This window comes from Xanthobacter sediminis (assembly GCF_043195015.1).
Taxonomy (GTDB): Bacteria; Pseudomonadota; Alphaproteobacteria; order Rhizobiales; family Xanthobacteraceae; genus Xanthobacter.
In genome coordinates this window covers 152,171-167,459 of sequence record NZ_JBAFWH010000001.1, presented here as the reverse complement: position 1 = coordinate 167,459, position 15,289 = coordinate 152,171, and the positions used below count along the sequence as shown (strand labels likewise).

Below are 15,289 nucleotides of genomic sequence, written 5' to 3'. Positions count from 1 at the left end.
CTCCCCTGCCCTCGTTTCCATGGCGATTGCGATGACCCTGAACTTCTCCTTCGAAACCACCCCCTACGTGATCCAGGAAATCGGCGGCGCCGCCCGCCTGCCGGCGCTCGGCGCCGAGCTCGGCGCGAGCAAGCCGATGATCGTCACCGACGCCGGGCTCGTGAAGTCCGGCGTGATCGCCCCGGTGCTGGAGGCATTCGCCGCCGCCGGCCAGCCGGTGGAGGTCTTCACCGACGTGCAGGCCGACCCGCCCGAAACAGTGGTTCTCGCCACCGTGGACGCCGCGCGGATCGCGGGGGCCGACGTCATCATCGGCATCGGCGGCGGCAGCTCCATGGACACGGCGAAGCTGGTGGCGCTGCTGCTGGGTGCGCCCCAGGCCCTGCGCGACATCTACGGCATCGGCCTCGCCCGCGGGCCGCGCCTGCCGCTGATCCAGGTGCCCACCACCGCCGGCACGGGATCGGAGGTGACGCCCATCTCCATCGTCACCACCCCGACCCACGAGAAGAAGGGCGTGGTGAGCCCCCTGCTCTACCCGGACATCGCGGTGCTCGACGCGAGCCTTACCACCGGCCTGCCGCCGGCGGTCACCGCCGCCACCGGCATCGACGCCATGGTGCACGCCATCGAGGCCTTCACCAGCAAGCACAAGAAGAACGCCGTCTCCGACGCCCTCGCCATCAAGGCCCTGAGCCTGCTCGCGGCCAACATGGACCGCGTGATCGCCGACGGGAAGGACGTGGAGGCGCGCTCCGCCATGCTGCAGGGCTCCATGCTCGCGGGCATGGCCTTCGCCAATGCGCCGGTGGCGGCGGTGCACGCCCTCGCCTATCCGCTGGGCGGGCACTTCCACGTGCCGCATGGCCTTTCCAACGCGCTGGTGCTCACCCCGGTGCTGCACTTCAACAAGCCGGCCGCGACCGCTCTCTACGCGGAGCTGGCGGGCGTGGTGCTGCCGGGCCGCAGCTTCGGCACTGAATACGCGGCGGCCGATGCCTTCATCGCCTTCATGCAGGAGATGGTGGCGCGCATGCCCTTCGCCCAGCGCCTCGCCGACGTGGGCGTGAGCGAAGACGACCTGGAGCGCCTCGCAGTGGACGCCATGAAGGTGGAGCGGCTGCTGATGAACAATCCGCGCCCCGTGACCCAGGCCGACGCCTTCGCCATCTACCAGTCGGTGCTCTGAGACCACCGGCCCCGGTCTTCGACCGGCGCCGGTTCAGTTTCGCTCGTGCACCGCGCGACACGCGCAAGACACGGGTGGCGGCAAAGCCCGCCGCCACCGCTGCAAATTCAAGCCGATCTGCCGAGGAGGCTTCCCGCCATGGCCCTTCCCACCCTCACCGACACCGCGCTGCTGCGCGACAAGGCCTATATCGACGGCACCTGGGCCGCCGCCGACAGCGCCAGGACCTTCGCCGTGACCGACCCGGCCGACGGCGCCACCCTGGCCCAGGTGCCGGACATGGGCGCCGCCGAGACCCGCCGCGCCATCGAGGCCGCGGACAAGGCGCTGCCCGCCTGGCGCGCCAAGACCGCCAAGGAGCGCGCGGTCATCCTGCGCAAGTGGTTCGAGCTGATCATGGCGGCCCAGGACGACCTGGCGAAGATCATGACCGCCGAGCAGGGCAAGCCGCTCGCGGAAGCGCGCGGCGAAGTGGCCTACGGCGCCTCCTTCATCGAGTGGTTCGCCGAAGAGGGCAAGCGCATCTACGGCGATGTGATCCCGAGCCACGGCGCCGACAAGCGCATCATGGTCATCAAGCAGCCCATCGGCGTGGTGGCGGCCATCACCCCCTGGAACTTCCCCAACGCCATGATCACCCGCAAGGTGGCGCCCGCGCTCGCCGCCGGCTGCACCGCCGTGGTGAAGCCGGGCGAGGACACGCCCTTGTCCGCCCTTGCCCTGGCGGAGCTGGCCGAGCGGGCGGGCATTCCGGCCGGCGTGTTCAATGTGGTGACGGCCCAGCAGGGCGCGGCCGTGGGCGGCGAGATGACCGCCAACCCCATCGTGCGCAAGCTCTCCTTCACCGGCTCCACGCCGGTGGGCAAGCTGCTCATGTCCCAGTGCGCCGGCACGGTGAAGAAGGTGAGCCTGGAGCTGGGCGGCAACGCGCCCTTCATCGTTTTTGACGACGCCGACCTCGACGCGGCGGTGGCCGGGGCCATGATGTCCAAGTACCGCAACGCGGGGCAGACCTGCGTGTGCGCCAACCGCATCATCGTCCAGGCGGGCGTCTACGACGCCTTCGCCGAGAAGCTGGCGGCGGCGGTGTCGGCCATGAAGGTGGGTCAGGGCTTCGAGGCCGGCGTCACCACCGGCCCGCTCATCAACCAGAAGGGCTTCGCCAAGGTGGACCGGCTGGTGAAGGACGCCGTGGAGAAGGGCGCAAAGGTGCTGGCGGGCGGCAAGCCCCACGCGCTGGGCGGCAATTTCTACGAGCCCACCATCCTCACCGAGGTCTCCCAGGACATGGAGCTGTTCTCGGAGGAGATCTTCGGCCCCGTGGCGCCTCTGTTCAAGTTCGAGACCGAGGACGAGGCCATCCGCATGGCCAACGACACCCAGTATGGCCTCGCCGCCTATTTCTATGCCCGCGACATCGGCCGCATCTGGCGCGTGGCGGAGGCGCTGGAATACGGCATCCTCGGCATCAACGAGGGCATCATCTCCACCGAGGTGGCGCCCTTCGGCGGCATCAAGGAATCCGGCATCGGCCGGGAAGGCTCCAAGTACGGCGTCGATGACTTCGTGGAGATCAAGTACATGTGCCTGGGCGGCATCCGCTGACGCGCGCGTTCTCTTCACGTTCCGACAACATTCCAAGATCTGGATAGTGCCATGAACTATACGTTCAGAAGCGTGCGCCGCATCGTCAGCGAGGCCGGCGGCCTGAAGCGCCTCGGCGCCCTCATGCAGGAGCTGGGCTCCACCCGCGTGCTCATCGTGTGCGATCCCGGCATCGTCACCCTGGGCTTTTCCGACACCGCCAAGGCGTCTCTGGCCGAGGCCGGCATCGCCGTGGATATCTTCTCCGACGTGGCGGCAGACCCGCCGGTCTCCGTGGTGCTCGCGGCCGTGGAGCGGGCGAAAGCGTTCGCAGCCGACGGCGTCATCGGCATCGGCGGCGGGTCCTCCCTCGATACCGCGAAGCTGGTGGCGCTCATGATCAAGAGCGACCAGCCCATCGCGGAGATGTACGGCACCAACCTCGCCAAGGGCACCCGCGCGCCCCTGATCCAGGTGCCCACCACCGCCGGCACCGGCTCGGAGGTCACCTGGGTCTCTGTGGTGACGGACGCGGAAGGACGCAAGAAGGCCATCTACGCCCCGCAGCTCCTGCCTGACGTGGCGCTGCTGGACCCCGAGCTGACCCTCGGCCTGCCGCCGCGCATCACCGCCGCCACCGGCCTCGACGCCATGGTGCATGCCATCGAGGCCTTCACCAGCCGCACCGCCAAGAACCTGCTGGCCGACGCGCTGGCCGTGAAGGCGCTGCAGCTGCTCTCCGCCAACATCCGCACGGTGGTGAAGGACGGCAGGAACGTGGAGGCCCGCGCCGCCATGCTCCAGGGCTCGCTGCTGGCGGGCATGGCGTTCGTGAACGCCTCGGTGGCGGCCATCCATGCCCTCGCCTATCCGCTGGGCGCGCGCTACCACGTGCCCCACGGCCACTCCAACGCCATCGTCATGGCGCCCATCATGCGCTTCAACCTGCCGGTGGCGATGCCGCTCTATGCCGAGCTCGCCCGCCAGACCCTGCCGGGCCGCGCCTTCGCCTCCGACGCCGAGGCGGCCGAGGCCCTGGTGGCCGATATCGAGACCCTGGTTCCGGCCATGGGCCTTGAGATCCGCATGCGCGAGCTGGGCGTGCCGAGGGACGCCATCCCGTCCATGGCGGAGGAGGTCGACACCGGCATCCGCCGGTTGATCGCCTGCAACGCCCGCGACATGACCCGCGCCGACATCGAGCGCATCTACGAGAGCGTGTATTGACGCCATCGGCGCCGGTCCTCGACCGGCGCCGAGCGGGCCTTGCTCGAATGCCGAGCGGAATTGAGCAGAGGCGTCGGCCAGGGAAGAGCGGGCCCGGCCTTACCACGCCGGGCCCGCGCCGCCTCACGGGGCGGCGACGAGGCGCGCGGTGTCGCTGGCCGGCGGCGCGCCGAACATGCGCTTGTAATCACGGCTGAACTGCGACTGGCTGTCATAGCCCACCGCCAGCCCCGCCGCGCCCGCCGTCAGCCGCTGCGTGAGCAGCAGGCGCCGTGCCTCCTGCAGGCGGATCTGCATGCGATACTCCAGCGGAGTCATGCGCGTGATGCCCTTGAAATGCCGGTGGAACGAGGTGACGCTCATGCCCGCCAGCTCCGCCAGCGCCTCGATGCTCATGGGCCCGGCGAAGTTGGACTTGATCCAGTCCGTGGCCCGACCGATCTGCGAAAGCCGCGAGCCGCCCAGCGCATATTGCGCCAGCGTGTCGCCCAGCGGGCCCAGCAGCAGCCGGAAATAGACCTCCTGGAGGATCAGCGGGAGGAGGAAATCCGCCTCCTGCGGGCGATCGAGCAGGGCCAGGAGGCGCGCCAGGGGCTCCAGCAGCTCCGGCCGCATGGGCGCGGTGACGAGGCCCGCCGACGGCTCGGCCGCGCCGGTCCGCTCCGGCAGTCGCGCCAGCACCTGCGCCAGCAGCGAGCGGTCGAGATCGAGCGTGAGCGCCATGTGCGGCCGCCCGTCCGCGGCGACGAACACCCGCGAGGACACCGGCAGGTCCGCCGCCACCAGGAAGAAGGTGGCGGGATCGACCTGGAAGGCGTCCTCCCCCAGGCTCACGCTCTTGCTGCCGTGCAGAATGATGCAAAGCCGTGGGTAATAAAACGCGTGCAGGGGATGGCGGCTGGTGCGCATCCTATAGAGGGCAAGCCCCTCGATCGGGGTTTCCTGCCGCTCGCCAGGCACATGCCGCTCCACGATGCCGCACATGGTTTCGAGAAGCTCGCGCATCGCCGGACCTCCTTCGCCCTCCTCGCATGGCGCGCGCGGCGCGGAAAGCCCGGGCGACGCACATTGGCAGGATCGTGCAAAAGATTGGCATCATCGCGATAGTGAGGCGCGGCCCCGCGCGGCACATTGCAGCGCATTCCGGCCTGCCCCCCAGGGCCACCGCCGAACGGCGCCGCCCGGCGCCCGAGGCCAAGCAGGTCACGCCTGCCGCAAAGGACCATGCCGTGCAAATGAAAGCCTTCGCCGCCCAGTTCGCCTCCGCCCCCCTCGCCCCCGTCACCATCGAGCGCGCCGCCCCCGGCCCGAAGGACGTGGCCATCGAGATCCTCTATTGCGGTGTCTGCCATTCCGACCTCCACGCCGCCCGCGGCGAGTGGCCGGGCATGCGCTATCCCATGGTGCCCGGCCACGAGATCGTCGGCCGCGTCACCGCCATCGGCGGTAAGGTGAGCAAGTTCAAGGTGGGTGACACGGTGGGCGTGGGCTGCCTGGTGGGCAGCTGCCGCCACTGCTTCTCCTGCGACGATGGCCTGGAGCAGTATTGCGAAGGGCCCCACGGCTTCCAGCAGACCTATGGCGGCTGGCTCGACGGCTCCGGCGAGAACACCTACGGCGGCTATTCCGGCGCGGTCACGGTGGACGAGCACTTCGTGCTGCGGATCACCCACGGCGCCGCCGATCTCGCGGCCGCCGCGCCGCTGCTGTGCGCCGGCATCACCACATGGTCGCCGCTGCGCCACTGGAAGGCCGGGCCTGGCAAGAAGGTGGGCATCGTCGGCATCGGCGGCCTCGGCCACATGGGCGTGAAGCTCGCCCGCGCCCTGGGCGCCCATGTGGTGGCCTTCACCACCTCGCCCTCCAAGGTGCAGGCGGCGCGCGACCTCGGGGCCCACGAGGTGGTGGTCTCCCGCAACCCGGACGAGATGAAGGCCCACGCCCGCAGCTTCGACTTCATCCTGAACACCGTGGCCGCGCCGCACGACCTCGACGCCTTCACCGTCCTGCTGAAGCGCGACGGGGCCATGACGCTGGTGGGCGTGCCGTCCTCGCCCCACCCCTCGCCGTCGGTCGCGAACCTCATCTTCGCCCGCCGCTCCATCGGCGGCTCGCTCATCGGCGGTATCGCGGAAACCCAGGAGATGCTCGACTTCTGCGCCGAGCGCGGCATCACCGCAGACGTGGAGATGATCGCCATGGGCGACATCGAGGCCGCCTTCGCGCGCATGCTCAAGAGCGACGTGAAGTATCGCTTCGTCATCGACATGGCGACGCTCTGAACCCCTGGCGCTTTGGAGAGCCAGCTAGGGAAATACCGGAGAGTTTTAAGACAGCCCTTCGGAATAATAAGGGGACACGAAAGCTCGTCCCGCTGCCGCGATTCGCCATTCGGACCGCGGCAGCGGGACCAACTGAACGATAAGAGGAGCGCCTCGTGTCTGCCGTGTCCCATTCCTCCTACGCCCCCGCCCACGAGGAGGCGCCCGAGATTGCCGCCGCGATCGCAGCGGCGACGGCGGGTCTGGAGCCGAACCTTGCGCTGCAGGTCGGCCAGGCGGTCACCGATCTCTACGACGCTCCCACCAACGCGGCCGTGAACCGCCTGCTGGACGGCGGCATGCCCGCGCAGGTGCTGCTGGACGCGCTGGACGCCGCCATGGAAGGCACCTGCCTGCGCCTGTCGCGGCATGTATTTCTGCCCGGCCGCGCCGCCTCGCTCAAGAGCGTGGGCCGCCGCTTCGCCTCCGCCGTGGCGGCGGTTGAAAGCACGGTCGCGGTGCGCGCCCTCTCCCGGCAGATCATCGACGAGGCGCACCAGCGCGACCTCAGGAACCTGAAGAACCTCGCCGGCACCGTCGCCAACGTGAACGAGGTGTCCATCGAACTGGCCTACCTCACGCGCAACACCCATCGCGCGACCGAGGGCTCGCAGAGCGTCGCCTCGGCGGTCAGCGAGCTGGTGACCAGCATCGAGGACATCTCCCGCTCCAGCAACGATGCGCTGAACGACGCCCAGGGCGCAAGCCGCGCCTCCAGCCGCGCCACGCAGGCGGTGGACAGCCTGCGCACGACCACCGTCGCCATCAGCGATGCGACCGAGGAGACGCGCAAGCGCTCCACCGAGCTCGTCGCCGCGTTCGACCGGATCGCCGACGTGCTGAAGGTGATCGACACCATCGCCAAGCAGACCAACCTGCTGGCCCTGAACGCCACCATCGAGGCGGCCCGCGCGGGCGACGCCGGCAAGGGCTTCGCCATCGTCGCGCAGGAAGTGAAGGCCCTCGCCAACCAGACAGGCGCCGCCACCGAGGAAATCGGCAAGCGCGTCGACGGCATGCGCGCGGTCATCACCCGCATGGGCGAGGCCATGGCCCGCTCGGAGGAAGCGGTGGGCGCCAGCATCGAGGACATCGAGCAGGTCTCCGCCGCCGTCACCGACATCGACGGCACGGTGAACACCGTGGCCCGTAGCATGGACGCCATCGCCACCGTGCTCTCCCAGCAGAAGATCGCCAGCGAGGAGATCGGCGCGCGGGTGTGCCAGAGCGCTGATCTCTCCACCGAGAACGAGAAGATGCTGATGCGCATGGCCACCAGCCTGCAGAACAGCAACGACCGTTTCTCCAGCTCCGCCCGCGACTGGTTCAATGCCGATTCCCCACTCGCCCTGTGCGAGATGGCGAAGATCGACCACGTCCTGTTCAAGAAGCGGGTGGTGGACGTGCTGATGGGCCGGTCGCAGTGGCATGTCCACGAGGTGCCGGACCACCACAACTGCCGCCTCGGCAAGTGGTACGAGCGGGTGGACATTCCCGCCATCCGCCGCCTGCCGGCCTTCGCGGCCCTGGTGGAACCGCACCGGCAGGTGCATGCCGCGGCCCAGCTGGCGCTGCGCCTGCATGAGGAGAACCGGCCCGGCGAGGCCCTTGAGGCCCTGACCACGCTCAATACGGCGAGCCACGAGGTGCAGCGCATCCTGGACGAGCTCGCCGCCGGCCTGCAGGCCCACGAGATCACCGCCCAGGCGGCCGCGAAGACCGAGGCGCCGGCCACCCTGCAATAAGTGTTGGAGCGCTTCCCGTTCGCATCGGCTCACGGGAAGCGCTCCAACTGACGATGTGAATGCATTTCGAGCGAACTGGGCCCGCTTGCAGGGGTCCCTTCCGCGGGCGGATGAGACCCGCCCGCGCCCTACCGCTCCACCGGGATCACGTCCACGCCCACCGCCAGCATGTGGTCGCCCGAGGAGACGATCACGCCGTCCACGGGCGCCACATCGGCATAGTCGCGGCCCACGGCCAGGATGATGTGGTCGTCACCGGCGGGGATGGCGTTGGTGGGGTCGAGCCCGATCCAGCCCACGTCCAGGCCGCACCAGATCTCCACCCAGGCATGGGTGGCGTCCGCCCCTTCGAGGCGCGGCTCGCCTTCCGGCGGCACCGTGCGCAGATAGCCGGAGACGTAGCGCGCCGGCAGGCCGAGCCCCCGCAGACCGGCGATCATCACCTGCGCGAAATCCTGGCACACCCCGCGCCGCGCCATGAACGCCTCGTGGGGAGGCGTCGTGACCATGGTGGAGCCGGGCTCGTAGGTGAAATCGTCCTTGATGCGCTGCATCAGCTCCAGGGCCGCCGCCAGGATCGGCCGATCGCCGGGGCAGCTCAGGCCCGCCCATTCCGTGATGGCGGCCTCGACCGGGATGGCGCGGCTGGGAAACAGCCCGTGCACCGGCGAGCGCGCGCCGAGATCGAAAGCGCCGGCCGCCATGGCGCGTACATCGTCCACGCTCAGTGTCGCGGAGGGGTCGGGCAGCGGCGTGGCGCTCACGTCCACCCGGCTGCGGGTGGAGATCTGCAGCCGGTCGTGGGGCTGGTCGAGGGTGAGCCAGGTGAGCCCGTTGCCGAAGAAGTCGGTGCCCCGCTCCAGCTCCGCCGCCTCCGGCGAGAGGTCGAGCACATGGGCGATGACATGCTGGTGGCCGAGCCGGTCCACAGGCGTCATGCGCAGCACCTGACGCGCCACCCGCACCGGAACGGCATAAGTATAAGAAGTGGTCTGGCGGATGTCGTAGAGCATGCCGCCGCCTCACATCGCCAGGGTCATGGTCATTTCGGGCGAATGGCCCTGAAGGAAATAGTGGGCGGCGATCTCGTCCGACAGCTGCATCAGGTTCTTCTCCCTGTCGTCGAACCATGCCGCGTCGAAGCTCTCGGCCGTAGCGGCGGCCAACTCCGCCCGCATGCGCGCCACCAGGCGCTCCCACAAAGGCGGCGGCGCATCATGGTCGCGGCCGGGCAGCACCCGCAGGTGCTCCGCCATGCGGTCCACCTGGAACGCCACGGAGCGCGGGTTGTCGGGATCGAGCAGCACGAGGTCCAGCACCGGCCCGCGCGCCTCCATCATCACATAGCGGCTGCGATAGGTGATCTGGCTGTCCGCCACCTGGAGCAGCGCATCGAGAGAGCCGGGCGCCCCGCTCTCGCCGAAGGTGCGGGCGAAGCGCAGGGTGCTGATGGCCCGTTCCGTGCGCCGCCCCAGCTCCAGGAAGCGCCAGCCGGTGAGCCGGTTCATGTTCTCGCTGGCGAGGCCCGCGAAGGCGGCGATGATGCGCAGCGCCGTATCCGCCCGTTCGTGGGCATCGGCCTCCGAGGGCGCGGCATTGATGGGAGCGAGCACGCAGGCTTCGAGATCCACCAGCGCCTTCCAGGCATCGGGCGAGAAGCGATCGCGGATGACGGAGGCCGCCGCCCGCGCCGCCAGAACCAGCTGGGGCAGTGCGCCGGGCACGTCGCGGCGGGTGAGAACGGCCACCGCGTAGCGGGCGGGCGTGGCCCGCGCGAGATCACGCGGCATGGCACCCCAGGCCCCCAGCAGGCCGAGCAGCCGGGAAACCAGCGGGCTCACGCCGGTATCAGCGCTCTCCGCGAGCCGGCCCACCAGCACGCGCGAGAGGCGCAGCGTCGCCTCGGCCCGCTCCACGTAGCGGCCGAGCCAGAACAGGTTGTCCGCCGCCCGGCTCGGCAGGGTGCCGGAAGAACGGCGCACCTTCACGTTGTCCGGGCTCGGCAGCAAAGTCGCCTCCGATACCGCATGGTCTGCGAGCACCCAAACGTCGGCCGAGCGGTCGCCCTTCTGCAGCGAGATGGCCCGCGCATCGGGCGTGGAGGAGATGCGACAGAAGCCGCCGGGCATCACCACCCAGCCGTTGTCGGTAGCGGCGAGGAACACGCGCAACATGAAGGGGCGCGGCGTCAGCCGGTCGCCGGTCCACACCGGGGTGGTGGACAGGCGCGCGATGTCCTGCCCCACCAGTTCCACCCCGCGCCGCGCCAGCAGGGTCGAGAGGCGGCGGCGGTCCGCCGCGCCGAGGTCCGCCCCCAGCACCGAGCCGCCGGAAGGCAGCACGGGCACCGGCCGCCCGAACGCAGAGCCGACCACCAGCTCGTCCAGATGCTCCATCACCTGCGCGCGCTCGGCATCCTGCCCGCACCACCAGGTGCCCACGTGGGGCAGCTTCAGAGGAGCGCCCAGCACCCGCATGGCGATGCGCGGCAGGAAGGCGAGCAGCGCCGGCACCTCCACGAGGCCGCTACCCAGCGCATTGGCGAAGGCGACACCCCCTTCCCGCAGCGCCTGCACGAGGCCGGGCACGCCGAGGCGTGAGCGCGCATTCAGCTCCAGCGGGTCGGCGAAATCGGCATCGAGGCGCCGCAACAGCACGTCGATGGGCTTGAGGCCCGCCACCGTGCGCACATGCAGCCGGTCTCCGCGCACGGAGAGATCCTCGCCCTCCACCAGCAGGAAGCCGAGATAGCGGGCAAGCAGGGCGTGCTCGAAATAGGTCTCGTTCAAGGGGCCGGGCGTGAGCAGGCCGATGCGGCCTTCGCCGGTCCGGTCGAGTTTCATCAGCGAGGTGCGCAGCGCCTGGAAAAAGCTCGCCACACGCTGCATGCGCAATGCACGCGAGACATCCGGCAGCGCCCGTGTCATCGCCAGGCGGTTCTCCAGCGCGTAGCCGGTGCCCGAGGGCGCCTGGGCGCGATCGGCCAGCACCCACCAGCGCCCGTCCGGACCCCGGCCCACATCCGCAGCGTACAGCCGCAGATAGCGGCCGCCATAGGGCTTCACACCCACCAGCGGCCGTAGGAACTCGTCGCTGCCCGCCACCACCGCCGCCGGCAGGTCCCCGTCGCTGACGAGGCGCGCAGGGCCGTAAAGATCCTGAAGCACCGCTTCCAGCAATTCCGCGCGCTGGATGAGGCCGGCGGAAAGTGCGGTCCAGTCTGACTGCTCGATCAGCAGCGGCACATGGCTGAGAGACCACGGCCGCTCGCCGCCGCCGGCGTCGTCATAGACCCGGTAGAAGACGCCCGAATCCCGCAGGTAGCGGTCGGCGGAGCCGAAGCGGCGGCGCAGTTCCTCCGGCCCCATCTGCGCGAGGGCGGCGAGGAATGGCACCCAATGGGCGCGCGGGCGGCCCTCCGCGTCCAGCATCTCGTCGCGGACGCCCGGCAGGGTCCGGTAGCCGCCGAGCAGGCTCTCCGCCGCAGCTTTCTCGAAAACCTCGCTGCGCTGTTCCGCCCCCGACACGAAGAACCCTTTCCCCACGGCCGCCCTGCGGCCGGGTTTACGATTATGCCAGACCCTGCACGCGAAGCATCATCCGCGCCAAGGCCCCTCCAAGGCAAGGCGCCCTTGAAAGCGCGCCAGCAGGCACCGCCGCTGCAGGTACCGACACGAACAGGGGCGGCAGACCGCCGCCCCTGCTCGTGAAACAAGCGTTTTCCGCAGCCGGCGCCGCGTCAAACCCCGATCGGCCGGCGCAGGTCCAGCGTGGTCGGGAACTCGTCCGGCGCCGTCTCGGCCGGAACGTGCGTGACACCCGGCGTATGCCCGTAATCCTGGAAGCGGGCGAGCCGGCGGGCCTCCGCCTCGTAGGAATTGACCGGGAAGGTGTCATAGTTGCGCCCGCCCGGATGGGACACATAGTAGACGCAGCCGCCCCGCGAGCGCTGGCTCCAGGTGTCCACCACATCGAACGTGAGCGGCGAGTGCACCGGAATGGTCGGGTGGAGCCCCGACCAGGGTTGCCACGCCTTGTAGCGCACCCCGGCCACGAAGGTGCCGTTGCGCCCTGTGGGCGCCAGCGGCACCCGCCGGCCGTTGCAGGTGACGATATGGCGGGCGGGGTTGAAGCCCTCCACCTTCACCTGCAAGCGCTCCACCGAGCTGTCCACGTAGCGCGCGGTGCCCCCGATCACGCCCTCCTCGCCCAGCACGTGCCAGCACTCCAGCGCCTGGCGGACCTCCAGGTCCACGCCAGCGCGCTGCACCTGGCCGAAGGCCGGGAAGCGGAACTCGTACTGCGCCTTGAACCACTCGGGATCGAAGACGTAGCCGTGGTCGCCGAGATCCTCCAGCACGTCCGCGAAATCCTGCCACACGTAATGGGGCAGCATGAAGCGGTCGTTGAGGATGGTGCCCCAGCGGGCGCAGTTGCCCTGGATGGGCGCGCGCCACAGGCGGGAGATGAGCGCGCGCAGCAGCAGCTGCTGGGCAAGGCTCATGCGCCAGTCCGGCGGCATCTCGAAGCAGCGGAACTCCACCAGGCCCAGCCGGCCGGTGGGGCCATCCGGCGCGTAGAACTTGTCGATGGAGATCTCGGTGCGGTGGGTATTACCCGTCACATCCACGAGGATGTTGCGCAGCAGCCGGTCCACCAGCCACGGCGGCGGCGGCAGCTCGCCGCCGGGCAGCGGGATCTTCGAGAGCGCGATCTCGAATTCATAGAGGCTGTCGTGCCGCGCCTCGTCGATGCGCGGGTGCTGGGAGGTCGGGCCGATGAAGAGGCCCGAGAACATGTAGGACAGCGAGGGATGGCGCTGCCAATAAAGCAGCAGGCTCTTGAGCAGGTCCGGCCGGCGCAGGAAGGGGCTGTCGGCCGGCATGGCGCCGCCGACCACCACGTGGTTGCCGCCGCCGGTGCCGGTGTGGCGCCCGTCCACCATGAACTTCTCGGTGCCGAGCCGGGCAAGGCGCGCCTCCTCATAGAGGATGCGGGTGACATCCACGCAGCCCTCCCACGAGGACGAGGGGTGGATGTTCACCTCCAGCACGCCGGGGTCCGGCGAGAGGCGGATGAGGTTCAGCCGGTAGTCGAAGGGCGGGGGATAGCCCTCGAGGTGGACGGGCGCGTTGAGCTCGATCGCCACCTGCTCGATGGCGGCGATGAGGTCTACATAATCTTCCAGCGCATCGACCGGCGGCATGAACACGCACAGGCGCCCGCCGCGCGGCTCAACGCACAGCGCGGTCCGGGTGTCGATCGCGGAGATCTGCTGGTCGTGCTTCAGCAGATATTCCTGCACCAGCGCCTGCGCGCGCTCTCCCACGCCATAGGCCGAGGTGCGCGGCGCCACCGAATAGCGCTCACGCCCGTCGGTACCTGCGCCGCGATAGCGGTCAGACAGCTCCGCCGCATCCGGCAGCGGGCCGCGCGGCTCGAAGGGGTCCATGGGCGCGGTGTGCGGATAGCGCGTCGGCGCAAGATAGTGAAGCGAATCCAGCGGCAGGCGATAGCCCATGGGGCTTTCGCCGGGGATCAGGAACAGGAACTCGCGACGGAAGGTCCAGCGCTCGGAGGCCCAGGCCGGCCCCTCCGCGGTCCAGACGCGCCGCAGCGGCAGCACCGAGCCGGTGGGGTTCGCGAGGCCCTGGTTGAAGGTGCGAGCCAGCATGCGCCGCTCCACCTCATCCGCCATGCGCGGATCGCCGGGCGCGATGTTCTCGGGAAGGCACTGCTCCTTCCACATGAAGTAGATGTTGTCCTCGAAGCACGGCTGGACGAACGCGGTGTCCACCTTCAGCTTCTCGGCGAGGAGCTTGGCGAAGCGCTCGGCGTCGGCCGGACCCACGCCGTAATCGGTGGATTCGTCGGCGATCAGATCCTCGCGCCGCCACATGGGCTGGCCGTCCTTGCGCCAGAACAGGTCGAACGACCAACGCGGCAGCGTCTCGCCCGGATACCACTTGCCCTGGCCGTAGTGCAGCACGCCCTCTGAGGAAAAACGCTTGCGCAGGCGGCGGATGAGATCATCCGCGCGCACGCGCTTCTGCGGGCCGAGCGCCTCGGTGTTCCACTCCGCCGCCTGATAGTCGTCGATGGAGACGAAGGTGGGCTCGCCGCCCATGGTGAGGCGCACGTCGCCCGCGGCAAGGTCGGCATCCACCTTGCGGCCGAGGGCGTCGAGGGCAGCCCAGGTCTCGTCCGAGAAGGGGTAGGTGACGCGCGGCGCCTCGGCCACACGGGTCACGCTCATGTCAAAGCCGAACTCGGTCTCGGCCTTCTCCATGAGATAGCCGGAGATCGGCGCAGCCGAGCGGTAGTGCGGGGTGGCCGCCAGCGGAATGTGCCCCTCGCCGCACAGCAGGCCCGAGGTGGGATCGAGGCCGATCCAGCCGGCGCCGGGCACGTAGACCTCGCACCACGCGTGCAGGTCGGTGAAGTCCACGTCGGTGCCCGAGGGGCCGTCGAGGGACTTCACGTCGGGCTTCAGCTGAATCAGGTAGCCGGAGACGAAGCGCGCGGCGAGACCGAGGTGGCGCAGCATCTGCACCAGGAGCCAGCCAGTGTCGCGGCAGGAGCCCAGCTTCCGCGACAGCGTCTCGTCGGGGGTCTGGACGCCCGGTTCCATGCGGATGACATAGCCGATCTCGGTCTGCAGCCGCTGGTTCAGCTCCACCAGGAAGTCGACGATGCGCTTCTTCTCGCGCGGCACTGTGGCCAGGAAGGAATCGAACAGCGCCCCCTCGTGCTCCAGCTCGAGGTATGGCGCCAGCTCCGCCTTCAGCTCCGGCGCGTAGGTGAAGGGGAAGTTTTCCGCATAATCCTCGACGAAGAAATCGAACGGGTTGATCACGTCGAGCTTGGCGAGCAGGTCCACCTCGACCTTGAATTCCTCGATCTTCTCCGGGAAGACGATGCGCGCCAGCCAATTGCCGAACGGGTCCTGCTGCCAGTTGATGAAATGCTCGGCAGGCGAAATCTTCAGCGCGTAAGCGGGAATCTCGGTTCGGCTATGGGGCGCCGGCCGCAGGCGCACGACCTGCGGGCCGAGCGCGACGGGGCGCTCGTAGCGATAGCTCGTGACGTGATGCAGGCTCGCGAGGATGGACATGAAGAAGCACCTGGTCCTGCGGGCCGGTTGGGCCCTCGGGTGAATGGGACAAGGTTAGACAAGGCTGTGCGGAGGCGGAAGCGCGACTTTACGGCGGCAACCGCCTCCA

General features: G+C 69.4%; 9 protein-coding genes. 5 read left to right on the top strand and 4 right to left on the bottom strand.

Annotation, left to right across the window (positions count from 1 at the left end; genetic code table 11):
- Nucleotides 1-31 precede the first annotated feature (31 nt).
- From V5F61_RS00625 to V5F61_RS00615, 3 genes are all read left to right on the top strand, one after another.
- Complete coding sequence (locus V5F61_RS00625) at nt 32-1,189, top strand: iron-containing alcohol dehydrogenase (RefSeq protein ID WP_393986940.1); 1,158 nt, start codon at nt 32-34, stop codon at nt 1,187-1,189.
- A gap of 138 nt (nt 1,190-1,327) precedes the next feature.
- Nucleotides 1,328-2,794, top strand: a complete 1,467-nt coding sequence (locus V5F61_RS00620; protein ID WP_393986939.1) for an NAD-dependent succinate-semialdehyde dehydrogenase — start codon at nt 1,328-1,330, stop codon at nt 2,792-2,794.
- Between the two features lie 51 nt (nt 2,795-2,845).
- Nucleotides 2,846-4,000, top strand: coding sequence for an iron-containing alcohol dehydrogenase (locus V5F61_RS00615; RefSeq protein WP_393986938.1), 1,155 nt, complete (start codon nt 2,846-2,848; stop codon nt 3,998-4,000).
- A gap of 123 nt (nt 4,001-4,123) precedes the next feature.
- Here the strand turns inward: V5F61_RS00615 and V5F61_RS00610 are convergent, their stop codons facing one another.
- Nucleotides 4,124-5,005 (bottom strand): AraC family transcriptional regulator, encoded by an 882-nt coding sequence (locus tag V5F61_RS00610; RefSeq protein ID WP_393986937.1) that lies wholly within the window; start codon nt 5,003-5,005, stop codon nt 4,124-4,126.
- 224 nt (nt 5,006-5,229) lie between these two features.
- Between V5F61_RS00610 and V5F61_RS00605 the strand changes: the two genes are divergently transcribed.
- Nucleotides 5,230-6,282, top strand: coding sequence for an NAD(P)-dependent alcohol dehydrogenase (locus V5F61_RS00605; protein WP_393986936.1), 1,053 nt, complete (start codon nt 5,230-5,232; stop codon nt 6,280-6,282).
- A 155-nt stretch (nt 6,283-6,437) separates the two neighbouring features.
- On the top strand, nt 6,438-8,066 hold the full coding sequence (locus V5F61_RS00600; protein WP_393986935.1) for a methyl-accepting chemotaxis protein: 1,629 nt from the start codon (nt 6,438-6,440) through the stop codon (nt 8,064-8,066).
- Between the two features lie 128 nt (nt 8,067-8,194).
- Here the strand turns inward: V5F61_RS00600 and V5F61_RS00595 are convergent, their stop codons facing one another.
- From V5F61_RS00595 to V5F61_RS00585, 3 genes are all read right to left on the bottom strand, one after another.
- On the bottom strand, nt 8,195-9,079 hold the full coding sequence (locus tag V5F61_RS00595) for a transglutaminase family protein (RefSeq protein WP_393986934.1): 885 nt from the start codon (nt 9,077-9,079) through the stop codon (nt 8,195-8,197).
- A 9-nt stretch (nt 9,080-9,088) separates the two neighbouring features.
- Nucleotides 9,089-11,593 carry a circularly permuted type 2 ATP-grasp protein gene (locus V5F61_RS00590; RefSeq protein ID WP_393986933.1) on the bottom strand — a complete coding sequence of 835 codons (2,505 nt, stop codon included), beginning with the start codon at nt 11,591-11,593 and terminating at the stop codon, nt 9,089-9,091.
- A 212-nt stretch (nt 11,594-11,805) separates the two neighbouring features.
- Nucleotides 11,806-15,180, bottom strand: coding sequence for a transglutaminase family protein (locus V5F61_RS00585; RefSeq protein ID WP_393986932.1), 3,375 nt, complete (start codon nt 15,178-15,180; stop codon nt 11,806-11,808).
- Nucleotides 15,181-15,289 lie beyond the last annotated feature (109 nt).